At 73.8% G+C, this 24,442-nt stretch carries 26 protein-coding genes and 2 pseudogenes; 15 read left to right on the top strand and 13 right to left on the bottom strand.

Annotated features, from left to right (window positions below):
• Nucleotides 1-126: 126 nt before the first annotated feature.
• From ABZ934_RS31880 to ABZ934_RS31860, 5 genes are all read right to left on the bottom strand, one after another.
• The gene (locus ABZ934_RS31880; protein WP_361319860.1) at nucleotides 127-825 is read right to left on the bottom strand and encodes a DUF4191 domain-containing protein; all 699 of its coding nucleotides are present in this window, start codon (nucleotides 823-825) and stop codon (nucleotides 127-129) included.
• A gap of 10 nt (nucleotides 826-835) precedes the next feature.
• A complete protein-coding gene (locus tag ABZ934_RS31875) occupies nucleotides 836-1,033 on the bottom strand; it encodes a hypothetical protein (RefSeq protein ID WP_136215599.1) in 198 nt (65 codons plus the stop codon).
• Nucleotides 1,034-1,294: 261 nt separating this feature from the next.
• The gene (gene lipA, locus ABZ934_RS31870; RefSeq protein ID WP_361319857.1) at nucleotides 1,295-2,242 is read right to left on the bottom strand and encodes a lipoyl synthase; all 948 of its coding nucleotides are present in this window, start codon (nucleotides 2,240-2,242) and stop codon (nucleotides 1,295-1,297) included.
• A 108-nt stretch (nucleotides 2,243-2,350) separates the two neighbouring features.
• Complete coding sequence (gene lipB, locus ABZ934_RS31865; RefSeq protein WP_361319854.1) at nucleotides 2,351-3,187, bottom strand: lipoyl(octanoyl) transferase LipB; 837 nt, start codon at nucleotides 3,185-3,187, stop codon at nucleotides 2,351-2,353.
• 75 nt (nucleotides 3,188-3,262) lie between these two features.
• Nucleotides 3,263-3,535 carry a hypothetical protein gene (locus ABZ934_RS31860; protein ID WP_361319851.1) on the bottom strand — a complete coding sequence of 91 codons (273 nt, stop codon included), beginning with the start codon at nucleotides 3,533-3,535 and terminating at the stop codon, nucleotides 3,263-3,265.
• Between the two features lie 174 nt (nucleotides 3,536-3,709).
• On the opposite strand from ABZ934_RS31860, the gene ABZ934_RS31855 reads away from it, so the two are divergent.
• Complete coding sequence (locus ABZ934_RS31855) at nucleotides 3,710-5,149, top strand: regulator (protein ID WP_361319848.1); 1,440 nt, start codon at nucleotides 3,710-3,712, stop codon at nucleotides 5,147-5,149.
• 22 nt (nucleotides 5,150-5,171) lie between these two features.
• Here ABZ934_RS31855 and ABZ934_RS31850 read toward each other — a convergent pair whose 3' ends face one another.
• The 3 genes from ABZ934_RS31850 to ABZ934_RS31840 form a co-directional block, all read right to left on the bottom strand.
• Nucleotides 5,172-6,434 carry an FAD-dependent oxidoreductase gene (locus ABZ934_RS31850; protein ID WP_361319845.1) on the bottom strand — a complete coding sequence of 421 codons (1,263 nt, stop codon included), beginning with the start codon at nucleotides 6,432-6,434 and terminating at the stop codon, nucleotides 5,172-5,174.
• A gap of 208 nt (nucleotides 6,435-6,642) precedes the next feature.
• Nucleotides 6,643-7,536, bottom strand: coding sequence for a TIGR01777 family oxidoreductase (locus ABZ934_RS31845; protein ID WP_361319842.1), 894 nt, complete (start codon nucleotides 7,534-7,536; stop codon nucleotides 6,643-6,645).
• Between the two features lie 244 nt (nucleotides 7,537-7,780).
• The gene (locus tag ABZ934_RS31840; RefSeq protein ID WP_361319838.1) at nucleotides 7,781-8,482 is read right to left on the bottom strand and encodes a VIT family protein; all 702 of its coding nucleotides are present in this window, start codon (nucleotides 8,480-8,482) and stop codon (nucleotides 7,781-7,783) included.
• 79 nt (nucleotides 8,483-8,561) lie between these two features.
• Here ABZ934_RS31840 and ABZ934_RS31835 point away from each other — a divergent pair, with 79 nt between their 5' ends.
• Entirely contained in the window at nucleotides 8,562-9,659 is a 1,098-nt protein-coding gene (locus ABZ934_RS31835) for a PP2C family protein-serine/threonine phosphatase (RefSeq protein WP_361319835.1), read from the top strand.
• Between the two features lie 58 nt (nucleotides 9,660-9,717).
• Here the strand turns inward: ABZ934_RS31835 and ABZ934_RS31830 are convergent, their stop codons facing one another.
• On the bottom strand, nucleotides 9,718-9,972 hold the full coding sequence (locus tag ABZ934_RS31830) for a hypothetical protein (RefSeq protein ID WP_361319832.1): 255 nt from the start codon (nucleotides 9,970-9,972) through the stop codon (nucleotides 9,718-9,720).
• A gap of 107 nt (nucleotides 9,973-10,079) precedes the next feature.
• On the opposite strand from ABZ934_RS31830, the gene ABZ934_RS31825 reads away from it, so the two are divergent.
• Entirely contained in the window at nucleotides 10,080-10,448 is a 369-nt protein-coding gene (locus tag ABZ934_RS31825) for an ArsC/Spx/MgsR family protein (RefSeq protein WP_361319829.1), read from the top strand.
• A 34-nt stretch (nucleotides 10,449-10,482) separates the two neighbouring features.
• Here ABZ934_RS31825 and ABZ934_RS31820 read toward each other — a convergent pair.
• Nucleotides 10,483-10,731: pseudogene (locus ABZ934_RS31820) on the bottom strand (TetR/AcrR family transcriptional regulator); the annotation flags it as partial.
• A 26-nt stretch (nucleotides 10,732-10,757) separates the two neighbouring features.
• Here ABZ934_RS31820 and ABZ934_RS31815 point away from each other — a divergent pair.
• The 3 genes and pseudogenes from ABZ934_RS31815 to ABZ934_RS31805 all read left to right on the top strand — a co-directional run.
• A pseudogene (locus tag ABZ934_RS31815) lies at nucleotides 10,758-10,850 on the top strand (DUF4345 domain-containing protein); the annotation flags it as partial.
• 79 nt (nucleotides 10,851-10,929) lie between these two features.
• Nucleotides 10,930-11,070, top strand: a complete 141-nt coding sequence (locus ABZ934_RS31810; protein ID WP_361319866.1) for a hypothetical protein — start codon at nucleotides 10,930-10,932, stop codon at nucleotides 11,068-11,070.
• A gap of 81 nt (nucleotides 11,071-11,151) precedes the next feature.
• The gene (locus tag ABZ934_RS31805; RefSeq protein ID WP_361319826.1) at nucleotides 11,152-11,673 is read left to right on the top strand and encodes a hypothetical protein; all 522 of its coding nucleotides are present in this window, start codon (nucleotides 11,152-11,154) and stop codon (nucleotides 11,671-11,673) included.
• 52 nt (nucleotides 11,674-11,725) lie between these two features.
• On the opposite strand, the gene ABZ934_RS31800 is transcribed toward ABZ934_RS31805, so the two are convergent.
• On the bottom strand, nucleotides 11,726-12,670 hold the full coding sequence (locus ABZ934_RS31800; RefSeq protein WP_361319863.1) for a Gfo/Idh/MocA family oxidoreductase: 945 nt from the start codon (nucleotides 12,668-12,670) through the stop codon (nucleotides 11,726-11,728).
• Nucleotides 12,671-12,883: 213 nt separating this feature from the next.
• Here ABZ934_RS31800 and glnII point away from each other — a divergent pair, with 213 nt between their 5' ends.
• Both glnII and ABZ934_RS31790 read left to right on the top strand, forming a co-directional pair.
• Nucleotides 12,884-13,903 (top strand): glutamine synthetase, encoded by a 1,020-nt coding sequence (gene glnII, locus ABZ934_RS31795; RefSeq protein ID WP_361319823.1) that lies wholly within the window; start codon nucleotides 12,884-12,886, stop codon nucleotides 13,901-13,903.
• A 542-nt stretch (nucleotides 13,904-14,445) separates the two neighbouring features.
• Nucleotides 14,446-15,039: a winged helix-turn-helix domain-containing protein gene (locus ABZ934_RS31790; RefSeq protein WP_361319820.1), complete on the top strand. Its 594-nt coding sequence runs from the start codon at nucleotides 14,446-14,448 to the stop codon at nucleotides 15,037-15,039.
• Nucleotides 15,040-15,114: 75 nt separating this feature from the next.
• On the opposite strand, the gene ABZ934_RS31785 is transcribed toward ABZ934_RS31790, so the two are convergent.
• Together ABZ934_RS31785 and ABZ934_RS31780 are read right to left on the bottom strand one after the other, a co-directional pair.
• Nucleotides 15,115-16,578 carry a PepSY domain-containing protein gene (locus ABZ934_RS31785; protein WP_361319817.1) on the bottom strand — a complete coding sequence of 488 codons (1,464 nt, stop codon included), beginning with the start codon at nucleotides 16,576-16,578 and terminating at the stop codon, nucleotides 15,115-15,117.
• A gap of 62 nt (nucleotides 16,579-16,640) precedes the next feature.
• Nucleotides 16,641-17,381 carry a hypothetical protein gene (locus ABZ934_RS31780; protein ID WP_361319814.1) on the bottom strand — a complete coding sequence of 247 codons (741 nt, stop codon included), beginning with the start codon at nucleotides 17,379-17,381 and terminating at the stop codon, nucleotides 16,641-16,643.
• A gap of 65 nt (nucleotides 17,382-17,446) precedes the next feature.
• Here ABZ934_RS31780 and ABZ934_RS31775 point away from each other — a divergent pair, with 65 nt between their 5' ends.
• The 7 genes from ABZ934_RS31775 (at nucleotide 17,447) to ABZ934_RS31745 (ending at nucleotide 24,344) form a co-directional block, all read left to right on the top strand.
• Nucleotides 17,447-18,076, top strand: coding sequence for a rhomboid-like protein (locus tag ABZ934_RS31775; protein ID WP_361319811.1), 630 nt, complete (start codon nucleotides 17,447-17,449; stop codon nucleotides 18,074-18,076).
• On the top strand, nucleotides 18,073-18,873 hold the full coding sequence (locus tag ABZ934_RS31770) for a tyrosine-protein phosphatase (RefSeq protein ID WP_361319808.1): 801 nt from the start codon (nucleotides 18,073-18,075) through the stop codon (nucleotides 18,871-18,873). The genes ABZ934_RS31775 and ABZ934_RS31770 overlap by 4 nt, the downstream gene beginning before the upstream one ends.
• A gap of 125 nt (nucleotides 18,874-18,998) precedes the next feature.
• On the top strand, nucleotides 18,999-20,930 hold the full coding sequence (locus ABZ934_RS31765; RefSeq protein WP_361319805.1) for a hypothetical protein: 1,932 nt from the start codon (nucleotides 18,999-19,001) through the stop codon (nucleotides 20,928-20,930).
• 135 nt (nucleotides 20,931-21,065) lie between these two features.
• Nucleotides 21,066-21,980 (top strand): metal-dependent hydrolase, encoded by a 915-nt coding sequence (locus ABZ934_RS31760; protein WP_361319802.1) that lies wholly within the window; start codon nucleotides 21,066-21,068, stop codon nucleotides 21,978-21,980.
• Nucleotides 21,977-23,020 carry a PDR/VanB family oxidoreductase gene (locus ABZ934_RS31755; protein ID WP_361319799.1) on the top strand — a complete coding sequence of 348 codons (1,044 nt, stop codon included), beginning with the start codon at nucleotides 21,977-21,979 and terminating at the stop codon, nucleotides 23,018-23,020. Before ABZ934_RS31760 ends, ABZ934_RS31755 begins: the two co-directional genes overlap by 4 nt.
• A gap of 57 nt (nucleotides 23,021-23,077) precedes the next feature.
• Nucleotides 23,078-23,782, top strand: a complete 705-nt coding sequence (locus ABZ934_RS31750) for a TetR/AcrR family transcriptional regulator (RefSeq protein ID WP_361319796.1) — start codon at nucleotides 23,078-23,080, stop codon at nucleotides 23,780-23,782.
• Between the two features lie 37 nt (nucleotides 23,783-23,819).
• Complete coding sequence (locus tag ABZ934_RS31745) at nucleotides 23,820-24,344, top strand: GNAT family N-acetyltransferase (protein WP_361319793.1); 525 nt, start codon at nucleotides 23,820-23,822, stop codon at nucleotides 24,342-24,344.
• The last annotated feature ends 98 nt before the right edge of the window (nucleotides 24,345-24,442 follow it).

The following is a 24,442-nucleotide window of genomic DNA, read 5'->3' as shown; positions in this document are numbered from 1 at the left end:
TTCCTCCGTGGCCACCTCCCATCCAGCTCCCCCCCGCCCCGGGCCCGCGTGGGGGGCCCCCCGCCGCGCCCCCCGAACCGTCCGGTTCGGGGGGCGCCCCACGTCGTGTGCGATGAAGCGACGCGCTCAGCCTCGCGGCGGCCTTTGACCGCCCCGGGCGCGGCCGGGGATGGGGCCCTTGGGGATCGGCATGTTGCTCATCAGGTCACCCATGGCCCGAAGCTTGTCGTTGACCTCGGTGATCTGCGGGCCGGCCAGCACGCGCGGCAGCTTGAGCAGCGTCGTACGGACCTTCTTGAGCGGCACCTCGCCCTCGCCGGTGCCCACGATGAAGTCGTGGACGGGAACGTCGGGCATGATCCGGGCCAGCTTCTTCTTCTCGGCCGCGAGCAGGCTCTTGACCCGGTTCGGGTTGCCCTCCGCGATCAGCACCACGCCCGCCTTGCCGACGGCCCGGTGGACGATGTCCTGGCTGCGGTTCATCGCGACGGCCGGGGTGGTGGTCCAACCCCGCCCCACGTTGTCCAGTACGGCCGCGGCCGCGCCCGGCTGCCCCTCCATCTGCCCGAAGGCAGCCCGCTCGGCCCGTCGCCCGAAGACGATCGCCATCGCGAGGAACGCCACCAGGAAGCCCAGGATGCCCAGGTAGACCGGGTGGTCGATCAGGAAGCCGATCGCAAGGAAGACACCGAAGGTGACGATTCCCACGCCCGCGACGATCAGACCGACCTTCGGGTCGGCCTTGCGCGTCATCTTGTACGTCAGGGCGATCTGCTTCAGTCGCCCGGGGTTCGCAGCAGTCTCTGCGTTTGACTTCCTCGCCATGAGGCGAAGTTTACGTGGCCTGCGGGGTCCGGGTCGCCGCGGCCTCCAGTACGTGCTCGGTCTCGACGCGGTCCTTGGCCCTGCGGCGGTCTTCGAGGACGGCGGTCCACGCGTTGCGGCGGGCGCCGCTCATGAGCAGCGACTCGATGCCGCGGAAGGCGTCGGAGAAGGTCGGGATGGCGATGGCGCGTACGGGCGCGGCCTGCATGATGTCGATCCCTTTCACAGTGCTCACAGTGCTCACGGAACGGTGCTCACGGGGGGGCGAACGGTGTGCGTCGGTGTGTGCGGTGCGTGGACCAATCGTCACTGAACGGTGTTACCAGCGCATGACCGGCCGGTCAAATGTGATCGACCTGTTGCACAAGGCGACGCGGCCCGCCGGGCTCTCCTCCAAGAGCCTAGGGGCCGCGTCAGGGCGTGGTTACCCGTTGGTAGCCATTTGTGCGGGACTTCACACGGTCGGCCGTCAGACGTTCGCGCGCTTCTCCATCGCCTGCTGGTACAGGCGGCCCGCCCGGTACGACGACCTGACGAGCGGGCCGGACATCACGCCGGAGAAGCCGATCTCCTCGGCCTCCTTCGCCAGCTCCACGAACTCCGCCGGCTTCACCCAGCGCTCGACGGGGTGGTGGCGCGGCGACGGGCGCAGGTACTGGGTGATGGTGATCAGCTCGCAGCCCGCCTCGTGCAGGTCGCGCAAGGCCTGGCTGACTTCCTCGCGCTCCTCGCCCATGCCGAGGATCAGGTTCGACTTGGTGACCAGGCCGTACGCGCGCGCCTTCGTGATCACCTCGAGCGACCGCTCATAGCGGAAGCCCGGGCGGATCCGCTTGAAGATGCGCGGCACCGTCTCGACGTTGTGAGCGAAGACCTCGGGGCGGGAGGCGAAGACCTCCTCCAGCAGCTCCGGGACGGCGTTGAAGTCGGGGGCCAGCAGCTCGACCTTGGTGTGGCCGGTCTCGCGTCCCGCCGTCTGCTGGTGGATCTGGCGCACGGTCTCCGCGTACAGCCACGCGCCGCCGTCCGGCAGGTCGTCGCGGGCCACGCCGGTGATGGTGGCGTAGTTCAGGTCCATCGTGACGACGGACTCGCCGACCCGGCGCGGCTCGTCGCGGTCGAGGGCCTCGGGCTTGCCCGTGTCGATCTGGCAGAAGTCACAGCGCCGGGTGCACTGGTCGCCACCGATGAGGAAGGTGGCCTCGCGGTCCTCCCAGCATTCGTAGATGTTGGGACAGCCGGCTTCCTGGCAGACCGTGTGCAGTCCTTCGCCCTTCACCAGGGCCTGCATCTTGGTGTACTCGGGACCCATCTTCGCCCGGGTCTTGATCCACTCGGGCTTGCGCTCGATGGGGGTCTGGCTGTTACGGACCTCCAGGCGCAGCATCTTGCGTCCGTCGGGTGCGACTGCGGACACGACCGGCTCCCTGTGACTTCGATTCTTCGGCGCCCACCAGGGTACGCCCGTAATTTCATACGCTCTTCCGTCGGGCAACCTGGGGGCCGCCGGCGGCATTCCCGAGCGTCAGCCGACCGACGGCTCTATGTCCCGGGGCCGCAGCTCTGCGTGCTCCAGTACGTCCTTGAGGTGGCGCTCCACGACGGGGACCACATCGGCGACGGTGATCTCGCGCCCCAGCTCGTAGGAGAGCGAGGTCACACCGGCGTCACGGATGCCGCAGGGCACGATCCGGTCGAACCAGGTGTTGTCCGGGTTCACGTTGAACGAGAAGCCGTGCATCGTGACGCCCTTGGCGACCCGGATGCCGATGGCCGCGAGCTTGCGGTCCTCGCGGCGCTGGCCTGCGTTGGAGGGGGCGTACTCGGGGCCGTTCAGCCGGGGGTCGAACTCCTCGTCGTGCAACCGGGGGTCGAAATCAAGGCTGAGCCCGCCGAGCCGGGGGCGCTCCGCTGTGCCCTCGGTCGCGCCCCCGGCTCGGCTGCGCCGCACCACGGGGTCGCCGAGCACCCACACCCCGCTGCGCCCCTCGACCCGGGAGGTCTCCACACCGAAGTCGGCTGCGGTGCGGATCAGCGCGTCCTCCAGCCGGCGGACGTGGGCCACGACGTCGACCGGCCGGGGCAGCTTCATGATCGGGTAGCCGACGAGCTGGCCCGGGCCGTGCCAGGTGATCTTCCCGCCGCGGTCCACGTCGACCACGGGCGTGCCGTCCAACGGCCGCTCTTTGGCATCGGTGCGCCGGCCCGCCGTGTAGACCGGCAGGTGCTCCAGCAGCAGACACGTGTCGTCGATCTCGTCCGCGAAGCGGGCGGCGTGGACGCGGCGCTGCTCTTCCCATGCCTCGGTGTACTCGACGTAATCCGGCCCGAAGCCCAGATGGACAAACCGAAGGTCAGTCACCGCAGCGCCTCCTCGTTGAACCTGCTGTGTGCACGTATCGCACCAGCAAGGGTACGGCGGTCCGGGCGCGGCCCCTCAGGGCCCCGGCGGGGGGCCCGGCAGCCGCTTCGGCCGCCGCCTGCGCCGGGGCGGGCGGTCCGGGTCCTCGTCCGCGCGCGGCAGCCGCCGATGTCCCTCCGAGTGGTCGTTGACCCACCCGCACACCCCGCAGGCGTACCGCCCGTCGAGCCCCGCGATGTACGTGCCGCAGCGACGGCACTCCGCCTCGGTCAGCTCGGGCGCGCGCAGCGGGGCGGCGGACTCTGCGTAGTCGTCGGGGAACTGCGCCTCGGTGGGACGGCGGGTCATGGGGCGCAGCCTATGCGGGCAGAGGGGGTGGATCCGTAAAGGGTCATACCGGTTCTGCACACGATCGGATGAATGTGGGACAGAGCGGGCGGTACGGACGGAGTTCGCCGCTACATTCACGCCGTTCACTGGGCCGGCGACTCCGGTCCGTCACGTCAGGAAACCGTGGAGCCGATGACGGAACGACCTGCCCAGCGTGTCCCCAACCGGCAGCTCGCGGCGCTGATCGCCGAAGCCGGGTTCTCCAACGCCGGGCTCGCCCGCCGCGTCGACCAGCTTGGCCTGGAGCACGGTCTCGATCTGCGGTACGACAAGACCTCCGTGACCCGCTGGCTGCGCGGGCAGCAGCCCCGCGGCACGACCCCCGCGCTGATCGCGGAGGTCTTCACCCGACGCCTGGGCAGACGGCTCTCGGCACAGGACTTGGGGCTGGACGCGTGCGCGCCCGTCTACGCGGGGCTGGAGTTCGCGGCCACCCCGGAAGAGGCCGTGGACATCGCGAGCGGGCTGTGGCGCAAGGACTCCGGTTCGCACGCCGAGCTGCGCAAGATCGCCTTCACCCCGTCCGGGCTGGTCGTCCCGAGCCGGGACTGGCTCATCGGCCGGGCCGACGAGCGGGTCGGGCGGGGGGTGGACAGCGCCGCCGCCCGCGTCCCGCTCCAGGGCCGCACCACGGTGCCCCGGCAGCGGCAGATCGACCGCGGCCCCGGGCAGCGGGTGACGGGCGGGGACATCGCGGCCCTGCGGTCGGTGGGCGAGCTGTTCCGTGCGCTGGACCACGCCTACGGCGGCGGGCACGCCCGCCAGGCCCTGGTGCGGTACCTGGAACACGAGGCGGAGCCCATGCTCCGCGGTACCTACGGGGAGACCACCGGACGGCGACTGTTCTCCGCCGCCGCCGACCTGACCCGGCTCGCGGGCTGGACCTCGTACGACATCGCGGCCCACGGGCTCGCCCAGCGGTATTTCGTGCAGGCGCTGCGGCTCGCGCAGGCCGCCGGGGACCGGCCGTACGGGTCGTACGTGCTGATCACCATGAGCCGGCAGGCGGTCTACCTCGGCCACGGCCGCGAGGCGGTACAGCTGGCCCGGGTCGCCCAGCAGGGCGTGGGGTCGGGGCCGCCGCCGGTGGTGCAGGCGCTGCTGCACTCGGCGGAGGCGCGCGGGCACGCGGTGCTCGGCGAGGTACGGGCCGCCACGGCCTCGCTGGTGCGTGCCGAGCGGGCGCTGGGCGCGGCCCGCCCGGGCGACGACGTGCCGCACTGGGCCCGGGACTTCGACGAGGCGCAGCTCGCCGACGAGTTCGGGCACTGCCACCGGGACCTCCAGCAGTACCGGGCGTCGGCGCAGCACGCCGAGCGCTCCCTCCAGCTGCGGGCCCCCGCGTACGCGCGCTCCCGGCTGTTCTGCCGGGTGGTGCTGGCCACCGCGCGACTGGGTCTGGGCGAACTGGACCAGGCGTGCGCGCTCGGCGCGGAGGCGGCGCAGCAGGCGATGGAGATGCGCTCGGTGCGCGCGGTGGAGTACGTACGGGACTTCGAGCGGCGGCTGGAGCCGTACCGGGACGCCCCGGCGGTACGGACCTACCGGGACCGGGTCGCGGCGCTGGCGTGAGCAGCGACCCGGCCGGGTGTGTTCAGGCCGCCACCCGCAGGGGGCGTTCGGTGGCGGCCGGTACCGGGATGCCGAAGTCGCGCAGGACGGCGGCGGCGGCGCGGCGGGCCGAGTGCAGGGCGCCGTCGACGGTGTTGGAGTCCCGGTGGTCCCCGCACACGTACAGCCCGGCCAGCACCCGTACCGGGCGCCGCAGGTCGTACGGCGGTGGCATGGCGGGCACCGCCTCCGGGGTGTGGTGGACGGCGAGCAGCTCCCAGTCCCGGGTGGAGGTGTCGTAGAGCCGGGCCAGCCGGGAGGCGACGGTCCGGACCGGCGGCGGCGGTCCGTGCACGGTGGTGGTGACCAGGCCGCGCCCCGCGGGGGCCCGCGTCGGGTCGACCGCGCTCATCACCGTGGTGTGGGCGACCGGCCACTTCGGGTCGGTGTCCAGGAGCAGTGAGCCGTCCCAGGGCAGGGCGGTGGGTGTCGCGTGGTGCAGGACGGTGACCTCGTGGAAGTCGGGCACGCGCAGTCCGGGCAGCAGTTCGGCGGCGGCCCGGGCCCCGGTGGCGAGGACGGCGGAGCGACAGCCGAACTCCCCGTGCCGCTCGGTGGTGACCAGGTTGGTCGCCACCGACCGCACCCGGACCCCGGTGCGTACGGTGCCTGGCGGCAGGGCGGCGGCAAGCAGGGTGGGCAGGGTCGCCGCGCCGCCCTCGGGGACGGCGAACCGGCCCCGGGCGAAGCCGCGTAGCGCGAGGTCGGCGACCCGGCTGGAGGTGGTGAGCTCCGGGTCGCGCAGCAGCGTGGCCAGGAGCGGGCGCACCACGCCGGCCAGGGTGCGTGGGGGCAGTCCGCGCGAGGTGAGGGCGGCGTGGGCGGTGCGTTCGGGCCGGGCGAGCAGGCGTTCCTCCGGTTGGGCGGCGAGTCGGGCGAGGGCCGCGCTGAGTCGGGCCTGGTCGAGGGAGCCGCCGGCAAGGGCGCGGGCGGGCGTGAGGGCCCCGGCGCGTTGCCGCCTGCCGTCGGCGCCATGGACGAGGACGCCGGGCGCGAAGGTGCGCAGGGTGAGTGCCTCCAGGCCCGGGGTGCGGGCGGGCTCGGTGTACGCGGTGTTCAGGAGTTGGCCGACCCGATCGACTCGGAAGCCGTCGACCGACTCGGTGGCCATCCGGCCGCCGGGGTCGTCGGCGGACTCCAGCACGGTGACGGTGACGCCTTGGGCGATCAAGTGGTGCGCGGCCGCGAGTCCTGAGACTCCGGCTCCTACGATGACGACGTCCGCATGGTGTGCGCTGCTGAGCACGTGCCCCTCCCCGAGGTCGGCGCGGCTGTGTGGGGTCCTCCTTCCCCACTCCGACTCCGGCAGAACCCATGTCCTGTGGGGTATTGCGCACAACTTCGGTCGCATGACGGTCGCATGTGGGTCACAAACGGTCGCACATGTGCGCTCGGTGCTCCCCCCGGACCGCCGGGGCCGGGGTGGGGCCGGGCGGGGCCGGGGCGGCAGGGTCTCAACCGGCCAGTGCCGCGCGGATCGAGGCGTCGATGCCGGGGTAGCGGAACACGAAGCCCGATTCCAACAGGCGGGTGGGGCGCACCCGCTGGCTGCCGAGCACGTCCTCGGCGAACTCCCCGAGCACCAGGCGCAGCGCCGGGGCGGGCACGGCGAACACCGCCGGTCGGTGCAGGACGCGGCCCATGGCTGCCGTGACCTCACGGTTCGTCAGCGGCTCGGGGGCGGTGAGGTTGACCGGCCCCGCCAGTTCCGGCGTGTCGACGAGGTGGCGCAGTGCGGCGATCTCGTCGTGCATCGAGATGTGCGACCAGAACTGGCGGCCGTTGCCGAGCCGGCCGCCGAGCCCCGCACGGAAGATGGGGAAGAGCTTGCCCCAGGCGCCGCCCTCGGCGGAGACCACCAGTCCGGTACGGGCGAAGACGGTCCGGACGCCGGCGGCCCGGGCGGGCGCGGCGGCGGCCTCCCACTCCACGCACACGGAGGGCAGGAACCCCTCCCCGGCCGGGGCGTCCTCGTCGACGGTGCGGTCGGCGGTGTCGCCGTAGTACCCGATGGCGCTCCCGCAGACGAGGACCTCCGGGGGCTCCTCCATCCTCGCGACGGCCCGGGCGATCGCGGCGGTCCCGAGGACCCGGCTGTCGCGGATCTCCCGCTTGTAGGCGGCGGTCCAGCGGCGGTCGCCGACCCCGGCGCCGGCCAGGTGCACGACGGCCCCGCAGCCGGCGAGCCCGGCCGGGTCCACGTACCCGCGGGCGGGATCCCACAGCGCCTCGCCGTCCCGGGCGGGCGCGCGGCGCACGAGGCGCACGACCTCGTGCCCGTCGGCGTGGAGGGCCCGTACGAGGGCACTGCCGATGAGACCGCTTGATCCGGTGACGGCGATTCGCATGGGCCCAGTGTGCGCTGTTCGGCACGGTGGCCGGCCGCGCGGGGACGTGCGGGCGTGGCGCCCCGCCGGCCGGCGGTCCCGGCCTCGTGATGCGGGGCCTCGGGACCCGGTGCCTCGCGGTGCGGGGCCACACTTGTGCGGAGCCACACCCTGCGGGGCGACGCCTGGCGGGCCGCCTGGAGCGGTGGCGCGCGGACCGGTGCCACGCCGTGCGAAGTGTGGCTCGCGGCCGGCGTCCGCGCCGTCAGCCGGTGCCGCCCAGCAGAGTGCCCACCGCGTAGGTGACCGCCATGGCCAGCGCGCCGCCGCCCACGTTCCGCAGCACCGCCCGTCCGGCCGGGGCGCCGCCCAGCCGGGCGCTGACCACCCCGCACAGCGTGAGCGCCGCCAGGACGGCCACCACCGTGACCGGCACCCGCGCCGAGGGCCCCGGCAGCACGATCGCGAGCAACGGCAGCATCGCCCCCACCGTGAAGGCGATCAGGCTGGCCCACGCCGCGTTCCAGGGGTTCGCCAGCTCGTCCGGGTTGATCCCGAGCTCCACCCGCGCGTGCGCCCGCAACGCGTCCCGTTCCGTCAACTGCTCGGCCGCCTCGCGCGCCAGCCGCGGGCTCAGCCCCCGCTCCGTGAGCAGCACGGTCAGCTCCTCCAGCTCCGCCTCCGGCTCCTCCACCAGCTCGCGCCGCTCCACCTCCAGTGCGGCCCGCTCGGAGTCGCGCTGGGAGCTGACCGACACGTACTCCCCGGCCGCCATGGACAGCGAGCCGGCCAGCAGCCCGGCCACTCCCGCCTCCAGGATCGTCCCCCGGGCGGTCGTCGCGCCGGCCACGCCGACCACCAGGCCCGCCGTGGAGATGATCCCGTCGTTGGCGCCCAGCACCCCCGCCCGCAGCCAGTTCAGCCGGGTGCTGATCGTCCCGCTGCGGGTGTCCGCCGTATCCGTCACGGCACCACTGTCCGGCGTCGGCGCGTTCGGCACCACCCGGCGTGCGGCGCCCGTCCGCCGGCGCCAGGGTGGAGGGGTGATGCACGGACGCGAGGAGCCCGGCCGGCTGCGGGGCGCGCCGCCGCCCCGCTGGGCCCGGGCCGCGCCCCTGGTGGCCTTGGTGGTGCTGACGTGCGTCCAGTGGCTCACTCCCGGCATCACGGAGCTCGGCTACTTCCTGGCCGCGATCCCGGCCGTGGCCGCGTTCTCGTACGGCGCCACAGGGACGGCCGCCTTCGCCGGCGTGGTCACGCTCCTGCTCGGCGTGCACCGGCTGGGCGTCGGGCACGCCCGGGGGACCGACCTTGCCACGGTGGCCACCGTCGGTCTGCTCAGCGTGGTCATCGCCTGGGTGCGGCGGCGCCGGGACGCCCAGTTGGTCAGCGTCCGTACGGTCGCCGAGGCGGCGCAGCTCGCGCTGCTGCCCCCCGTGCCGGAGCGGGTGGGCCGGGTGCGCTGCGACGGCCTCTATCGGGCGGCCCAGCGCGGCACGCTGGTCGGCGGCGACCTCTTCGACGTACGGGCCGGGCCGTACGGGGTGCGGGCGGTGGTCGGCGACGTACGCGGGCACGGGCTGGCCGCGGTCGGGACGGTGGCCGCGCTGCTGGGCGCCTTCCGGGAGGCGACGCTGGACGACCCCGGGTTGGAGGCGGTCGCGGCCCGGCTGGACCGGCGGCTGGTGGAGGATGCGGCAATCGGGCCCGAGGAGCATCCGGAGCTGTTCGCGACGGCCGTCCTGCTGGAGTTCCCGCCGGAACGGGACGTGGTGCGGATCACCTCCTGCGGACACCCGCCGGTGCTGCTGCTCCGGGACTTCGCGGCATGCGAGCTGGCCGTGGAACCGGGCCCTCCGCTGGGTCTCGGTCTCGCGGGCCCGGCGCCCACACCGATCACGGAGGTCCCGCTGCTGCCGGGCGACCGGCTGCTCGTCCACACGGACGGGGTCACCGAGGCGCGGGACGCCGCCGGGCACTTCTACCCGCTGGCACAGCGGGTCCCGATGCTGGCGAAGGACCCGGAGGGGCTGCCGCGCGCGGTGTGGCGGGACCTGCTGGCCTTCACGGACGGCGGGCCGGGCGACGACGTGGCCGTATTGGTGCTGTCGGCGGCGGAGGCCGACGCGGCGCCCGGCAGGTAGGTCCTCTCAGGCGCGCCCGGTGGCCGGCGACCCGCGCCCGGCCCCCGCCGCCGGGGCGTCAGCCGCCGTCGCGGATGAAGGAGCGCACCATCCGGCAGGTGGTGTTGGACGGGCGGTGGATGCCCACCCGGGCCGCCATGGTGCGTATCTTGCGGTTGGTGGCGCGCTTGGCGTCGTACGTCCCCGTGTCGAGCAGGGATATCGCCAACCGCATCGCCTTGAGGCGGCGGTTGTGGCTCTCGTACCACTCGCGCGGCAGCCCGGCCGGCAGTGGCTTCTTCTTGGGCATCGAAATGATCGCGGCAGCGGCCATCTACAGCCTCCCAAACGGTAGTTGGCTTCCTGTCGTGCTCCCTCGATTTTACGGTGACCCACTGACAATCGCCCCTGGCCAGACGGCACCTGACTACCCTGGAGGGCATGGAGATCTGGATCAACCCCGCCTGTTCGAAGTGCCGTGGCGCGCTGACCCTGCTGGACGCCGAGGGCGCCGAGTACACGGTGCGCCGCTACCTGGAAGACGTACCGTCCGAGGCCGAGATCCGCGAGGTGCTGGGCCGCCTCGGGCTGGAACCCTGGGACATCACCCGCACCTCGGATCCGCTGGCGAAGGAGACCGGCGTACGGGAACTGCCGCGCGAGGAGACCGAGGAGGCGCGCTCGCGCTGGATCGCCCACCTGGCGGCGCACCCGAAGCTGATCCAGCGGCCCATCATCACCGCCGAGGACGGCACGGCCGTGGTGGCCCGCTCCGAGGAAGCGGTCCGCGACGCCCTCTCCCGCCGGTAGGGGCGGCCCGTGAGGCCGTAGGGCTCCGACCCTCTCAGGAGCGGGACGCCCGCGGCCGGTCGGGGGCCGGATCGGAGGCGAGGAGGGGCCGGAGGGCGCCCACCGCGGCTCCGACGCATACGTCCCGCAGTTCGGCGCGGGTGCAGGTTTCCCGGGTGAGCCAGTCCACGCAGAGCACTTGGACGGCGACGAGCCGGCTCTTGAGGACGCCGGAGACCGTCTCCCGGGTGGCGGCGTCCGTGAGCGGCAGCACACCGAGCAGGCCCACGCGGAGGACGTCGAGTCCACGTCCTCGGCGGCAACGCCGCCATCCCGGGCGGGGCGGACGCGGGTGCGACCATCGACAGCCTGGGCCGGCCCCTCGGGGCGATCTTCGTGGGATACGGACTCACCTGGCTGTGGACGGTGCGCCGAACGCCGGTGCCCGCGGCGGCCGTACGCATGCTGACCGGCGTGTTCCTGCCGGCGGACTCGCCGCGTCCTGTCGATCGCGGTCGAGGGATGGCCCCACGGATTCCAGGTGGCGCTGATGGTCGTCGAACTCACCCTGTCGCCGGTCTACTTCTGGCCGGCGGAAACGGACGAGAAGGCGACCCGACCGCGCCGGCCCGCTCGCGCTTAACCGGGACCGACCCCCGACCCCCTACTCTGGGCCGAGGAAAAAAAGGGTACATAACCGCCCAATACGCCAAAAGGGACCACCGTGACGGCATCACCGCAGCAACACGCCCTCCCGCTCCCCCCGCCCCGCCGCGGGGACCGCTGGATGTTCGGCGGGGTCTACGGGACCGTGCTGGCCAGTGGGCTGCTGGCCGCGCTTGAGCGACCGGGCAAGGCGTACACGCCCTTCTACGACGCCGCCTGGGTCCTGGTCACCGCCGCGACGGCCGCGCTCGCGCACGGCTACGCCCACCACATGACCACCCATCAGCCCGGCTCCCCCGGCCATCGGTGGGCGGGGCTCGGGCGCACCGTGTGGCACGAGTGGCCCATGGTGGTGGCCACCCTGCCGAGCGTCGTACTGCTGTTGCTCGCCGGGCTCACGGGCTGGCCCGAGTACGAGGTGACCGGCGTGGCCCTCCTGCTGAACACCGCGCTGCTGTTCGGCTGGGGAACCTTCGCGGCCGTACGGGCCGGCTACCGGCTGCGCGGCGCGCTGCCCATCGGCATGGCGGACGCCGCGATCGGGGTGGTGGTCATCGTGGCCAACGCCCTCATCAAATAGCCGCGCCCCTCACGCGCACCACGCCCCCGCACCCCTCGTCCCGGGCGGCCCGTCACGCCGCCGCGACCAGCCGCTCCGCCTCCGCGAGGATCTCCGTCAGCCTCGCCCCGAACCCCGCCCCGCGCGGATCCGGCCTTCCCGTCCGGGCCGCGGCGAGCAGCGCGTCCAGCGCCCGGCCGTAGGCGCCAGGTACGTCGCTCCAGTCGGGCAGGGCGAAGACGCCCTCGGCGCCGCGCAGCTCCAGGCCGACCCCCGCCGCGGCGCGCGGCGCGCCCAGGGAGAGCACGGCCGTGCTGGCCGCGCCCGAGGTGTGGCGCAGGGCGAGCTGGACCACGTCGGACGGCCCGCGCGTCGCGGAGACGGCGGTGACGTCGCCCAGTACCGGGATCAGTACGGACAGGGCGTGCGGCCCGACGTCCCACAGACCGCCCTTGGTCTTGCGCCAGGGCGAGTCGGCGTAGGGGCTCGGCCCGCCGTCGGGCGGGAAGACCGCCCCGAGCCAGTGGGCGGAGGCGGTGAACCAGCCGCTCCGCCCGGCCTGCTCCTCGACCCAGGCGGCCGTCGGCTCGGCGAAGCGGAGGGTGAGGAAGACGACGGAGGCCACGCCGTGGCGCGCCGCGGCGTCCGCGACCGCGCGGGCCTCCGCCACGGTGGTCGAGACGGGCTTGTCGAGCAGCAGGTGGCAGCCGGCGGCGGCGGCGCGCACGGCGAGCGGCGCCTGGACGTCCGGCGGCAGGGCGAAGGCCACGGCGTCACAGTCCGCGAACAGCGCGTCGGGGTCTTCGTACACCTTCACACCGTGGGTCCGCGCCAGCTCGGCCGCCGCCTCGGGGCGCCGGCCCCACACTCCGGCGAAGTCGGAACCGGCGTGCGCGGCGAGGGCCGGGGCATGGGTGCGGCGCGCCCACGGGCCGGTGCCGAGCAGGCCGACCCGGAGGCGGGGGCCCGCGTCGGCGTGCGGGGCGGGATCGGCGGACGAGTTCAAATCGTACGAAATGCTCACCTGCCCAGTCTGCCGCACCCGAACGGGTGTCCCGCCGCCGACCCGCACGGCCACACCCACCTGCGGTGTAAACCTCGGTAACACGGGGTTCACACCCGGGCAACGGAAGAGAAATCGCGGAGGGGCACGCTGCGATCAGTAGGGCAGTGTCGGATCCGCGCCGTTCGCGGGGTCCGCGCCGGAGCGACGTACCGAAGGATGGGGCCCGTGAGCTACAAGGCTGAGTACATCTGGATCGACGGCACCGAGCCGACGGCGAAGCTGCGCTCCAAGACGAAGATCCTCGCCGAAGGGGACGTGCTGCCCGTCTGGGGCTTCGACGGGTCGAGCACCAACCAGGCCGAGGGGCACGCGTCCGACCGCGTCCTCCAGCCCGTCTTCTCCTGCCCGGACCCGATCCGCGGCGGGGACAACGTCCTCGTGCTGTGCGAGGTCCTGAACATCGACATGACCCCGCACGAGTCGAACACGCGCGCGCTGCTGCGCCCGGTCGCCGAGAAGTTCGCCGGGCAGGAGCCGATCTTCGGCATCGAGCAGGAGTACACGTTCTTCGACGGGACCCGTCCGCTCGGCTTCCCGGTGAACGGTTTCCCGGCCGCGCAGGGCGGCTACTACTGCGGCGTCGGCTCGGACGAGATCTTCGGGCGCGAGATCGTCGAGAAGCACCTGGACCACTGCCTGGCGGCGGGGCTCAGCATCTCGGGCATCAACGCGGAGGTCATGCCGGGTCAGTGGGAGTTCCAGGTCGGCCCGGTCGGCCCGCTGGAGGTCTCGGACCAGCTCTGGATCGCCCGCTGGCTGCTGTACCGCACGGCCGAGGACTTCAACGTCTCCGCGACGCTGAACCCGAAGCCGGTCAAGGGCGACTGGAACGGCGCGGGCGCGCACACCAACTTCTCCACGAAGGCGATGCGCGAGGACTACCGCGCGATCATCTCCGCGTGCGAGGCCCTGGGCGAGGGGTCCAAGCCCATGGACCACGTGAAGAACTACGGCGCCGGCATCGACGAGCGCCTGACGGGGTTGCACGAGACCGCCCCCTGGAACGAGTTCAGCTACGGGGTCTCCGACCGCGGGGCGTCGGTCCGCATCCCGTGGCAGGTGGAGAAGGACGGCAAGGGGTACATCGAGGACCGCCGCCCGAACGCGAACGTGGACCCGTACGTGGTGACCCGCCTGATCACCGACACCTGCTGCACCGGACTGGAGAAGGCCGCCCTCGTCTGACCGCTCACAACCCACCGCGCGCCCGCAACAGCGCCGCCACAGCGCCCGCAACAGCGCCGCCACAGCGCCCGCCGACCACCCCGGTCCGGCGGGCGCCGTCGTCGTCGCCAGGGCCGGGCGGCCGGGACGGATCCGCCCAACATGTGATACGGGGAGTGGAAACGAGGCCACGCGGTCGGACCCGACGACTTGAGGTTCTGAGGAATTGTCCCGGTTCAACCGAACCAGGGTGACGGAATATGAGATACCGCTCCACGAAGTGAGACGCGGTCTGCCCCGGGCCCCGTACATCTGCTTGAATGACGCCCATGGCCAGCCACTCGTACACCTCGTCAGGTCGCAGGGACCTGGAGCCGTTCTGGCCGTCCCGTCAGGATCACGATTTCGACCGGGTGTGTTGCCGCGCGGAGAACGCGCCGGCCCTCTAAAGCCCCCGGGACCCACCAGCAGAGCCTCCCCGTGGCCTTCGGTCTGCGCGGTACGACAACGACGACGTACGTACGTCTCCTGCCGACCACTCCGCGTGAAAGAGCTGACCACTCATGGCGAACACCCGCTCCCTCACTTCCGCCGCCTCCGCTGCGACCTCCGCTCCCCCGACCTATCCGCCCGCACCCCGCCACCGGTTGCGCGCCGTGGACCGGGACGAGGTGGCCCGGGTGGTGGACCTGCTCCCGCCCGGCGCCACCTGGCTCCCCGCGCCCCAGCACACGGTGCCGACGCTGCCCGGACACCCGCCGATGGTCGGCTACCTGGTCCTCGTACCGGCCGACCAGCAGCCGCCGATCGCCTTCGCCCCGCACTCCGTTCCCGCGCCGGCGAAGACCGCTGCCACGGCTGCCGACATCACCGGCGACGCCCTCGTACGGATCGACTCGGCGCAGCGCACCGCAGAGGTCGACGGCCGGGTGCTGGACCTGACGTACCTGGAGTTCGAGCTGCTGGCCCACCTGGTGACGCACCCGCACCGGGTCCACAGCCGGGACCAGTTGGTCACCACGGTCTGGGGCTACGGCCACGTCGGCGACGGCCGCACGGTCGACGTCCACATCGCCCGCCTGCGCCGCAAGCTGGGCGCCGCCCACCGCGACGCGATCCAGACCGTGCGCCGGGTGGGTTACAAGTACGCCCCCTGAGCCGACGGGCCGGCGAGCCCGCGGGTGGGCCCGTACGCGCGAGGAGGCGCGTACGGGCCCACCCGCGCGGTCGGACTAGATCCCGGCCGGGCGACGGCGGGCGGCGAGACCGAGCAGGCCGTCGACCGCCAGGAACGCCACCAGGCTGATGCCCAGCATCGGCACGAACCAGCCCACCACCGCCGTCACCGCGGCGAGCGGCAGTAGCAGCGTCACGGGCAGCCTGCGCCACGCCCCTCGCGGGTGGGCGCGGCCGACCGAGAGCGTGCGCTCCTTGGTGGGCCGGCGCTGCCACCACATCCGGTAGCCCCAGAAGACGAGGTACATCAGCGCGACGGCCAGGGCCGCGAGCGCCAGTTGGTTGACGATCCCGAACGTCAGGCCCATGTGCAGGTCGATGCCGAAGCGGGTCAACTGGGCGAGCAGCGGGTAGTCGGCGAAGCGCAGTTCGTCGATGACCTTGCCGTCGGCGGGGTCGATGGCGACGGAGTCCAGGTGCACGGGCACCTGCTTGTCCGTCTCCTTGACGACGTACCCCTTGCCCTGGGCGGGCAGGGTCACGCTGAGCGACTCGGTGACGCCGGCGGCCCGGGCGGCGGCCACGGCGCGGTCGATGCCGATGTCCGCGGTGGGCGGCGGCGGGGGCATCTCCATGCCCTCCGTCATGAGGTGGCCGGCGTGCTCGTCGCCGCCGTCGGCGCCGGCGCTCCCGGAGAGCCCGGCGGAAACGGACGGGGTGGCGCCGCCGAGGCCGTCCTGGAGCTGCCCGATGTGCTCACCTGCGTACTTCGACCAGGTCAGACCGGTGGCGGAGAGGGCGACGAGGCCGACCGCCACCCACATCCCGACCGCTCCGTGCCAGGACAGGGTCCGGCGGCGGCCGGTCGCCGCGCGGTCGGGCAGGACGAGGCTCGCCCTGCGGGCACGTCGGCGGCCGATCCACAGGGCGAGGCCGCCCAGCGCGACCACCCAGAGCCAGCTGGCGGCGAGTTCGCTGTAGGTGCGTCCGAACGCGCCGAGCCGGAGGTTGGCGTGCAGCCCGCTCAGCCAGGCGCGCAGCGGGAGCGCGTCGCCGGCGGTGGTGAGCTGCCCGCGCACGTCCGCCGTGTAGGGGTCGACGAACACGGTCAGGGTCTCGTCGTCCGCGAGACCCGGGCTCTCCATGATCACCCGGGTGGTCGCCTCGGCGTCGGGTGCGGGCCAGACGGCCACCACCTTGCCCTGGGGTGCGGCACGCGTGGCCGCCTCGACCTGGTTGCCGAGCGGCACGGCGTGGTCGCCGACGCGGGCGACGGTCAGCTCGTCGGAGTAGAGGATCTTCTCGGCCTGCCAGGAGCCGGCGTACAGCAGTCCGGTGGCGGCGGCGACGAACAGCAGCGGGGCTATCAGTAGCCCGGCGTAGAAGTGCATGCGCAAGAGCAGCGGTCGCAGCGCGGCCCACGCTCCCGGGGTGCGCGCGGTCGATCCGTCGGCGGGTGGGTCGGAGGGAGGTGCTTCGGCCGTCCGCGCGGGATCGGCTTGGAGCTCGTCGAAAGACATGGTTGTCCTGAAGGTTGGCGAAGACATGGGTGATCGACCCCTGACCTCGCCGTACGCGCCTCTCAGGCGGGGACGGGCCGGCCGGGGGCCGTTGCTCGGGTGTCTCGCCGGACCGGGGGCCCGCGCCGGACCACGGTATGGGCGGGTACCGCCCCGCGCAGCCGACGGGGCCGTCCGTACCGGGGGCGGTACCCGGCCGGTGCCGGTACGGGGGTCGGCCTGGTCCGCAGGAGGGCGAGCGCGCGGGCGAGCGATCGGGCCGCCGGCAGCGCGGCGGCCGCGAGGGCCGCGGCGAGCCGGAACACGGCAGCCTCGCCCCAGGCCAGCCAGGCGGCGCAGAACACACCGGCGAGGACGTGCGCGGTGATCATGCCGAGGCCGCCGTGCCCGTGCGCGGCCATGCCCGCCATGGCCGCCATATCCGGCGTCCCCGCCATCGCGGACGCGTCGGCGCCCATGGCGCCCACGGCGCCGTCCATGGCGCTCATGTCCATGCCCGGCATGTGGCGGTGCACGGGCATCGGCGCAGGGGCCGAACCCGACCGGGCCGCCTGGCTCCCGGTGAAGGCCAGGTGCAGCGCGCCCTGCGCGGCGAGCAGCGCGGTGGTGATCGCGAGCGGACCCCGGCGCCGCCCGGTGGCGAGCCGGGCGAGGCCGCCGATCACCACGAAGGAGGCCAGAAGCCCCGGACCGGGAACATCCATGCCGGACATGTACGAATGCCCCACAGCACCCAGGGTGACGCACACCGCCGCGAACATCGCGGCCCGCAGGGCACGCATCGGCGCGCGGGAATCAGACATGTCCGGCTCATGCTCCCACGGACCCCGCCGCCCTCCGCGAGGAGGTCGTGCCGGATCATGGTCGGGTGAAAAAACTGCCGTGGTCGGTACCGCTCGCAGTCGTCTACGCCGGCGGGGTCCAGTTCGGCGCCCACGCGCTGGAGCGGCTCGGCCCGCAGGCGCGGGACCGGGTGCTGCGCCGCTGCTCGACGAACGTCGACAATCTGGACGCGGGCCACTGGGAGACCCTGCTTAGCAGCGCCTTCACCGTCGAGGAGCCCATGCCGCTGCCCTACGCGCTGCTGCTGGTCGCGGTGCTCGGGTACGCGGAGTACGCGTACGGGGCCTGGTGGACGGCGGCGGTGTTCCTGTTCGGGCACGCGGCGGCGACCCTGCTCGTGTACGGGGCGCTGCGGCGCGGGGCGGACCGGGAGACCCGCCGAGCCCTGGACGTCGGCACCAGCTACGGCTTCAACGCCGTGCTCGGCGCCCTCACCTCGGCGCTGCCGCGCGGGCCCGTACGCGCCGCCGCCCGGGCGGGACTCCTGGCCCTCGCCGCGCGACCGGCGCTGCGGCGCGGGCGCACCTTCACCGATGTCGGGCACCTGGTCGCCCTGGGGATCGGCATCGGCCTCTCCTTGGCCGTCGAGTGTCGCTCCGGAACGAATCAGCAGAAAATCGGTCTGAACAGACCGGAGACTGGAGCCGCCCGATGACCGCCATCCCCTCCACCACCGTCGCGAACCTCCGCGACCTCGGCGGTACTCCGCTCTCGGGCGGCCGCACCGTCCGCCCGGGGCTGGTCCTGCGCTCCGGCGCGCTCGACCGGCTCGACGCGGACGCCGATCCGGCGGTGGCCGCGCTGGGCATCCGTACGGTCGTCGACTTCCGCAGCGACGTCGAGCGCGCCGACCGCCCGGACCGGCTGCCGACCGGCGCGCGGCTGCTGGTAGGTGACGTATTGGCGGACACGCTGCACGCCGGACTGGGGAAGATGCCCCCGGCGGCGCACCTCAAGGACCTGATGGCGGACCCGATCGTGGCCGAGGAACACCTGGGCGGCGGGAAGGCGCAGGCCATCTTCGGGGAGGTCTACCGGTCGTTCGTGAACTCGGCCTCGGCGCAGGACGCCTACCGGTTGCTGCTGACCGAGGCGGCCGATCCGCAGGCCGGTCCGCTGCTGTTCCACTGCACCGCCGGCAAGGACCGCACGGGGTGGGGCGCGACCGTCATCCTGTCGCTGCTCGGCGCCGACGACGACACCCTGATGGCCGAGTACATGTCGGTGAACCCGGCGGTCAAGCAGGCGTTCGCGCCCATGATCGAGGGTTTCACGGCGGCCGGCGGCGACCCGGAGATCGCCCTGGCGCTGATCGGGGTGTTCCCCTCCTACCTGCGGACGGCGCTGGAGGAGGTCGCCGCCCGCTACGGCTCCATGGAGAAGTACGTACGGGAGGGGCTCGGCGTTCCCGACGGGACCGTCGAGGCGCTGCGGGACCGCCTGACCGCCTGAGGGCGCCCCGACCGGCGGGCGCGCGGACCGGCGGGCGTGTCCGACCGCCGGCCGCCGCGCGCAATCGCCCGAACGGGTGCGCCGGCAGCGGGTGACCATCCGACGATTCGCTCGTTCTGCTGAACGTGACTGCGCCGGATACCGCCACCCGCCCCCTGCCTCCCCTGACGCCCGGCCTAGAGCAGGCCGAGGCCGCCATCGTCGAGCACTACCCGCGGCTGGTGCGGCTCGCCTACCTGGTGCTGCCGCCCTCCCTCGGGCGCAACCGGCGGGTGCTCACCGCCCACTCGCTGACCCAACGGGCGTTGCCGCGCGGTCGCCGGGGCAGCGGCGACGCCGCCGTGCGCGGTGGGGTCCCGGCCCAGCGGGGCGGGCTGGAGGGTCCCGAGTCGGGGTACCCGTACGTGCGGCTGCGGGTGTTGCGCGCCGCGCTGGAGGCGGGTGTCCCGTTCACCTTCCGGGCGCTCCCGCTGCGCGGGCAGTTGCCCCGGCTGCTCCCCCAGGTGTGGGGGTTGCGGCTGTTCCCGCGCTCGGGCGGGGCCGAGGAGCTGGCACTGGACCAGTGGCTGACCACCCTGAGCGGTCCCGGGCGCGCGGCCTGCGTACTGCGGGCCCTGGAGGGGCTGGCGGAGCCGGACGTCCTGAGGGTGCTCGCCGACGCCGGGGTGGCGAACCCGAGGGGGGCGGTCGCGGAGTCCGGGGACCCGGCGCACGACGCCCTCTTCGCCTCCCCCGAGTTCGACCCGTGCGTGCTCCAGGCCCGACCCACCGACCTGCTGCGGCGGCGCCGCTTCACGCGGGCCGGGATCGCCGCCGCGGCCGCCCTCGTGGTGTGCGGCGCCCTGCTCGCGCTGCCCGGCGGCGGCTGGGGCGCGGAGGGGCCCGCCGCCCCGCCGTACGCGAAGAACGCCGTCGCGGAGCAGGCGCTCGACCCCGGGCAACTGGTCCGGGTCGCGCCCGCGCTCTGGCGCACCTCCTCCCGTACGGACTTCTCCGCCTGGCCGGCCCGGGGCGACCGGGCCGACGACACCGCGCTGCTGCGCCGGGCGCTCGCCGTGTGGGCCCGCCCCGGCCGCTCGGTGGTCGTCTCGGCCACCCCCGGCACGCCGTCGGGGCCGCCGATGGGTCCGCCGCAACTGCTGTTCGCCGGAGCCGTGGACCAGGCGGTGGTCGTCCTGCTGTACGACGGGCTGCGCGTGGTCCGCTACGCCGAGCCGCGCGGCGGGACCGCCGGAGCCGCCCTCGACTTCGCCCGCACGGACGGGGCGTCGGCGGACACCGCGACCGCTCTCGTGCTGAGCCGGGTCGACGGCAACGTCCGCTACCTGACCGCCCCCTGGGTGCTCGGCGCCTCGCTGCGGGACCTGCTCAAGCCGGGTGACTCGCCCTCGGTGCTGAAGCTGACCCCGGACGGGATGACGCCGCCGGTGCCCGGACCCGCCCCGACGGGCACGTGTACGAGCTGGAACGCACTGGCCCTGACCGGCGACGGCGCCACCCGGCTCGTGACGGACCTCGGCGAGCTGACCCCGGTCCGGCTCACGTCGGGCGCGCCGGGCGCCGAGCGCGACGTGACGGAGCCGGCCGAGCTGGGCGAGTGGTCCCGGACGGCGTGCCTGCTGCCCTCGGTCCGCTCGCACGGGGTGCGCAGCGTCAACGCCTGGACGTACGCGAAGCAGCCGCTGCCCGAGGGAGAGGGGACGGCGACCTGGCTGTGCAGCCGGGCCGAGACCTGGCAGGGCACCATGGACCGGGTCCAGGCCCAGTTCCTGGCCCCGGGCGCGCCGCTCGCGGCCCAGGCGGCGAGGGCGGAGGGCTCCGCCGCGTGCGGCCCCCGAGAGCCCCGGGTGTTGGCGGGCGTGCTGTGGAAGTCGAAGGCGGGCCAGTGGTACGTACTGGCCGCCGGCAGCGCCCAGTTCACCTCCGTCTCGGCGTCGGGCGGCGGGGTGAACGGGAGCGCGACCGGGAACCGGCTCGCGGTGAAGGCGACGCAGGGCGCCCAGGTCGACCTCTCGGGCAAGCTGACGGACGGCACCAAGGCGGAAGCCCTGCGCTGACCGGAGCCCGGCACGGTGGCGGCGTCCGGACGGCGGCGCGGGGTCGGTGCCTGGACGGCCGCCGTCGGGCGACCGCGCGGAAGATCCTGGCGCAGAGGGGTTCTGCTCGCCCCTACCCCTCAGTACATTGACGCCATGTCTAATACGCCGCACGCGCCCGCCCCCGTGGCGTCGGAACATCCGGGCCTGTACGAGCAGGTGGGCCTCCAGCCGCGGAACGTGTCCTTCTCCTGGGAGGACACCCCGCTCCACTGGCTCCCCGGCGACCCGTTCGCCGGGCACACCATCAACGTGCTGCACCTGCTGCTGCCCGCGGGCGAGCGGTGGTTCGTGCACGTCTACAAGCAGGTGCTCCCGTACATCACGGACGAGCGGTTGCGCGCGGACGTCGTGGGCTTCATCGGTCAGGAGGCCATGCACGCCGCCGCACACGACGACGTACTGCCGCACCTGAAGCGGCTCGGCCTGGACCCGACCCCGTACACGGCGCAGGTCGACTGGTTCTTCGAGAAGCTGCTCGGCGACCGGACCCTGCCGCCGGGCCGGGCCCGCAGGTGGTGGCTGATGGAACGGGTCGCGATCATCGCGGCGGTCGAGCACTACACGGCGTTCCTCGGCAACTGGGTGCTGAACGCCGACGAACTCGACCGTCGGGGCGCCGATCCGATGATGCTGGACCTGCTGCGTTGGCACGGGGCGGAGGAGGTCGAGCACCGCGCGGTGGCCTTCGACCTCTTCATGCACGTCGACGGCGGCTACCGGCGCCGGGTGCGGACCTGGGCGACGGCCTTCGCGACCCTGACCTTCCTCTGGCAGCGCGGCGCCCGCTTCTTCATGGAGAACGACCCCCAACTCCCGGCCGCCAAGGCTTCGCTGGGCCAGTTGTTCCGGGCCGGGCAGCAGGGCGTCCTGCCCTCGACGGGCTCGATGCTCAAATCCATCCCGACGTACCTCTCCCGTGACTACCACCCCTCGCAGGAGGGTTCGACGGCCCAGGCCGCGGCCTACCTCGCCACCTCGCCCGGCGCGAACGGCGGGGTGCGGGCATGAGGCGCGCCCTGACGCTCACGGCGGCGGCGGGCGCCGCGTTCCTCACCCGCCGCGCGCTGCGGCGGCGCATCCGCCGCTCCCCCCTGTGGCCGCTGCCGGCCCTGGAGACCCCGATCAGCGGCCACTCCCCGCGCCGGTTGCTGCGGGCCCCGGTCGTCGGGCGCAGCGAACCGGCCGAGGGCGTCGTCCTGTTGACCGTGGAATCGGCGGAGCTGCCCGCCTGGACTCCGGGGGCGCACGTGGACGTCGTCCTGCCGTCGGGGCTGGTGCGCCAGTACAGCCTGTGCGGCGACCCCGCTGACACCGGCCGCTACACGATCGCGATCCGGCTGGTCGAAGACGGCCGCGGCGGCTCCCGCGAGGCGCACGACCGGCTGGTGGAGGGCGCCGAGCTGCGGCTGCGGGCGCCCCGCAACCGGTTCCCCCTCGCGCCGGCGCCGACGTACGCGTTCGTGGCGGGCGGGATCGGCATCACGCCGATCCTGCCGATGCTGCGGGCCGCCACGGCGGCCGGGGCCGACTGGACGCTGCTCTACGGCGGGCGCACCCGCGCCTCGATGCCGTTCCTCACGGAACTCGCCGCGTACGGGGACCGGGTCACGATCGTGCCCGAGGACGAGGCGGGCCTGCCGGACCTGAGCGCGCTCGCCGCGGCGCCGACCGCCGCGGTCTACTGCTGTGGCCCGGAGCCGCTGATGGCCGCGGTCCTGGCCGCCGCCCCGGACCCGTCGGCGGTGCGCCTGGAACGTTTCACCGCCTCCGCGCCCCCCGGCGGGGGCAAGCCCTTCACCATCGAACTCCGCGGCTCAGGGCGCACGATCGAGGTCGCGGCGGACGAGAGCGCCCTGACGGCGGTGCGCCGCGCGCTGCCCGACACCCCGTACTCCTGTCGACAGGGCTTCTGCGGGACCTGCCGACACCGGGTGCTGGAAGGAGAGGTGGAGCACCGCGACGACCTCCTCACCGACGCCGAACGCGCGGACTCGATGCTGTTGTGCGTCTCCCGCGCCGCCTCGGACCGGCTGGTCCTGGACGCGTAGGTCCCGGGGCGCCCGCACCCGCCGAGGCGCGCGGCGGAGTGGAAGTAGGGTGTCCGCATGACAACCGGGGTGCGGCGCAGGATGGGTGTCGAGGAGCGGCGGCAGCAGCTGATCGGGGTGGCCCTGGAGCTGTTCAGCCACCGGTCGCCCGACGATGTGTCGATCGACGAGATCGCGGCGGCCGCGGGCATATCGCGACCGCTGGTCTACCACTACTTTCCCGGCAAGTTGAGCCTGTACGAGGCGGCGCTGCGCCGGGCCGCCGACGAACTGGCGCTGCGGTTCGTGGAGCCGCAGGAGGGGCCGCTCGGGGCCCGGCTGCTGCGGGTGATGGGACGGTTCTTCGCCTTCGTCGACGAACACGGGCCCGGGTTCTCGGCGTTGATGCGCGGCGGTCCGGCGGTCGGCAGCAGCCGCGCCAACGCGATGATCGACGAAGTGCGTCAGGCCGCCTACGAGGAGATCCTCAAGCACCTGGGGGTCTCGCCCGACGCCCCGCCCGCGCGGCTGGAGCTCGTCGTGCGCTCGTGGGTCTCGCTCGCCGAGTCCACCGCGCTGATCTGGTTGGACGGCCGGCGCATCCCGCGCTGCGAGCTGGAGCTCCAACTCGTGCACGACTTCGCCGCCCTGGCGGCCGTGAGCGCGGCCTACGACGAGGAGATGGCGCAGATCCTGGTGCGCATCCTCTCCGCGGAACCGGCCGACGGCCCGTTCGGCGTCCTCGTGGGGCGGCTGGCGGCGTTGGTCCCGGGCGCTACGTGATCATGACGCGGTACGGACCCCGCGTGATAATGCCCGCGTGATCATTGACGACGGGATGTTGTTCCGGCAGGCCGGGGAGAAGGACGCCGGCACGCTGGTGAAGCTGTACGACCAGGCCGCCCGGTGGATGCGCAAGCACGGGATCGACCAGTGGAAGCCCGGCGAGAAGGACGTGGTGCACTTCCGCGCGCGGATGCGCGACGGTGAGGTGTGGCTGGCCGAGGACGCCGACGGGCGGGTCGTCGGCGCGTACGAACTGTGGTGGTCCGACGAGGAAGCGTGGGGGGTGCAGCCGCCCGTCGCCGGCTACGTGCACCGGCTGATGGTCGAGCGGGAGGCGGCTCCCCCGGGCGCCGGGCGGCGCATGCTCGAACACGCCGAGTGGCGGATCGCCCGGACCGGGCGGGAGCGCTCCCGACTGGACTGCGTGTCGACCAACCCGCGGCTGCTGGGCTACTACCGGGCCGCCGGTTACCGGGTCGTCGGCGAGTTCCCTGCCAAGCAGGCCGCGGACGGGCGGATCTACGGGGTGATCCTGCTGGAGCGGCGCCTGGACGTCTGAGGCGGCGGTGAGCGCCGGTGGGGCGGTGGCGGAGGTGTCCGCCGTGCTCGGGGCGTCGCCGTGGCGGGCGTGGCGGGAGGTGGACCTGCCGCTGGTGC

Origin of the sequence: Streptomyces sp. NPDC046557 (assembly GCF_040645975.1) — a bacterium.
Lineage (GTDB): Bacteria > Actinomycetota > Actinomycetes > Streptomycetales > Streptomycetaceae > Streptomyces.
The sequence above is the reverse complement of the archived record's forward strand: the minus strand, read 5'-3'. Positions and strand labels throughout refer to the sequence as shown.

Bases quoted from the DNA above. Each gene is read 5' to 3' on its own strand.
- ABZ934_RS31845 (WP_361319842.1), bottom strand. From the start codon at position 7,536: ATGCGAATCGCCGTCACCGGATCAAGCGGTCTCATCGGCAGTGCCCTC.
- ABZ934_RS31750 (WP_361319796.1), top strand. From the start codon at position 23,078: ATGACAACCGGGGTGCGGCGCAGGATGGGTGTCGAGGAGCGGCGGCAG.
- ABZ934_RS31755 (WP_361319799.1), top strand. From the start codon at position 21,977: ATGAGGCGCGCCCTGACGCTCACGGCGGCGGCGGGCGCCGCGTTCCTC.
- ABZ934_RS31830 (WP_361319832.1), bottom strand. From the start codon at position 9,972: ATGGCCGCTGCCGCGATCATTTCGATGCCCAAGAAGAAGCCACTGCCG.
- ABZ934_RS31860 (WP_361319851.1), bottom strand. From the start codon at position 3,535: ATGACCCGCCGTCCCACCGAGGCGCAGTTCCCCGACGACTACGCAGAG.
- ABZ934_RS31785 (WP_361319817.1), bottom strand. From the start codon at position 16,578: ATGTCTTTCGACGAGCTCCAAGCCGATCCCGCGCGGACGGCCGAAGCA.
- ABZ934_RS31825 (WP_361319829.1), top strand. From the start codon at position 10,080: ATGGAGATCTGGATCAACCCCGCCTGTTCGAAGTGCCGTGGCGCGCTG.
- ABZ934_RS31770 (WP_361319808.1), top strand. From the start codon at position 18,073: ATGACCGCCATCCCCTCCACCACCGTCGCGAACCTCCGCGACCTCGGC.
- ABZ934_RS31780 (WP_361319814.1), bottom strand. From the start codon at position 17,381: ATGTCTGATTCCCGCGCGCCGATGCGTGCCCTGCGGGCCGCGATGTTC.
- ABZ934_RS31875 (WP_136215599.1), bottom strand. From the start codon at position 1,033: ATGCAGGCCGCGCCCGTACGCGCCATCGCCATCCCGACCTTCTCCGAC.
- ABZ934_RS31855 (WP_361319848.1), top strand. From the start codon at position 3,710: ATGACGGAACGACCTGCCCAGCGTGTCCCCAACCGGCAGCTCGCGGCG.
- ABZ934_RS31835 (WP_361319835.1), top strand. From the start codon at position 8,562: ATGCACGGACGCGAGGAGCCCGGCCGGCTGCGGGGCGCGCCGCCGCCC.
- ABZ934_RS31880 (WP_361319860.1), bottom strand. From the start codon at position 825: ATGGCGAGGAAGTCAAACGCAGAGACTGCTGCGAACCCCGGGCGACTG.
- ABZ934_RS31760 (WP_361319802.1), top strand. From the start codon at position 21,066: ATGTCTAATACGCCGCACGCGCCCGCCCCCGTGGCGTCGGAACATCCG.
- ABZ934_RS31790 (WP_361319820.1), top strand. From the start codon at position 14,446: ATGGCGAACACCCGCTCCCTCACTTCCGCCGCCTCCGCTGCGACCTCC.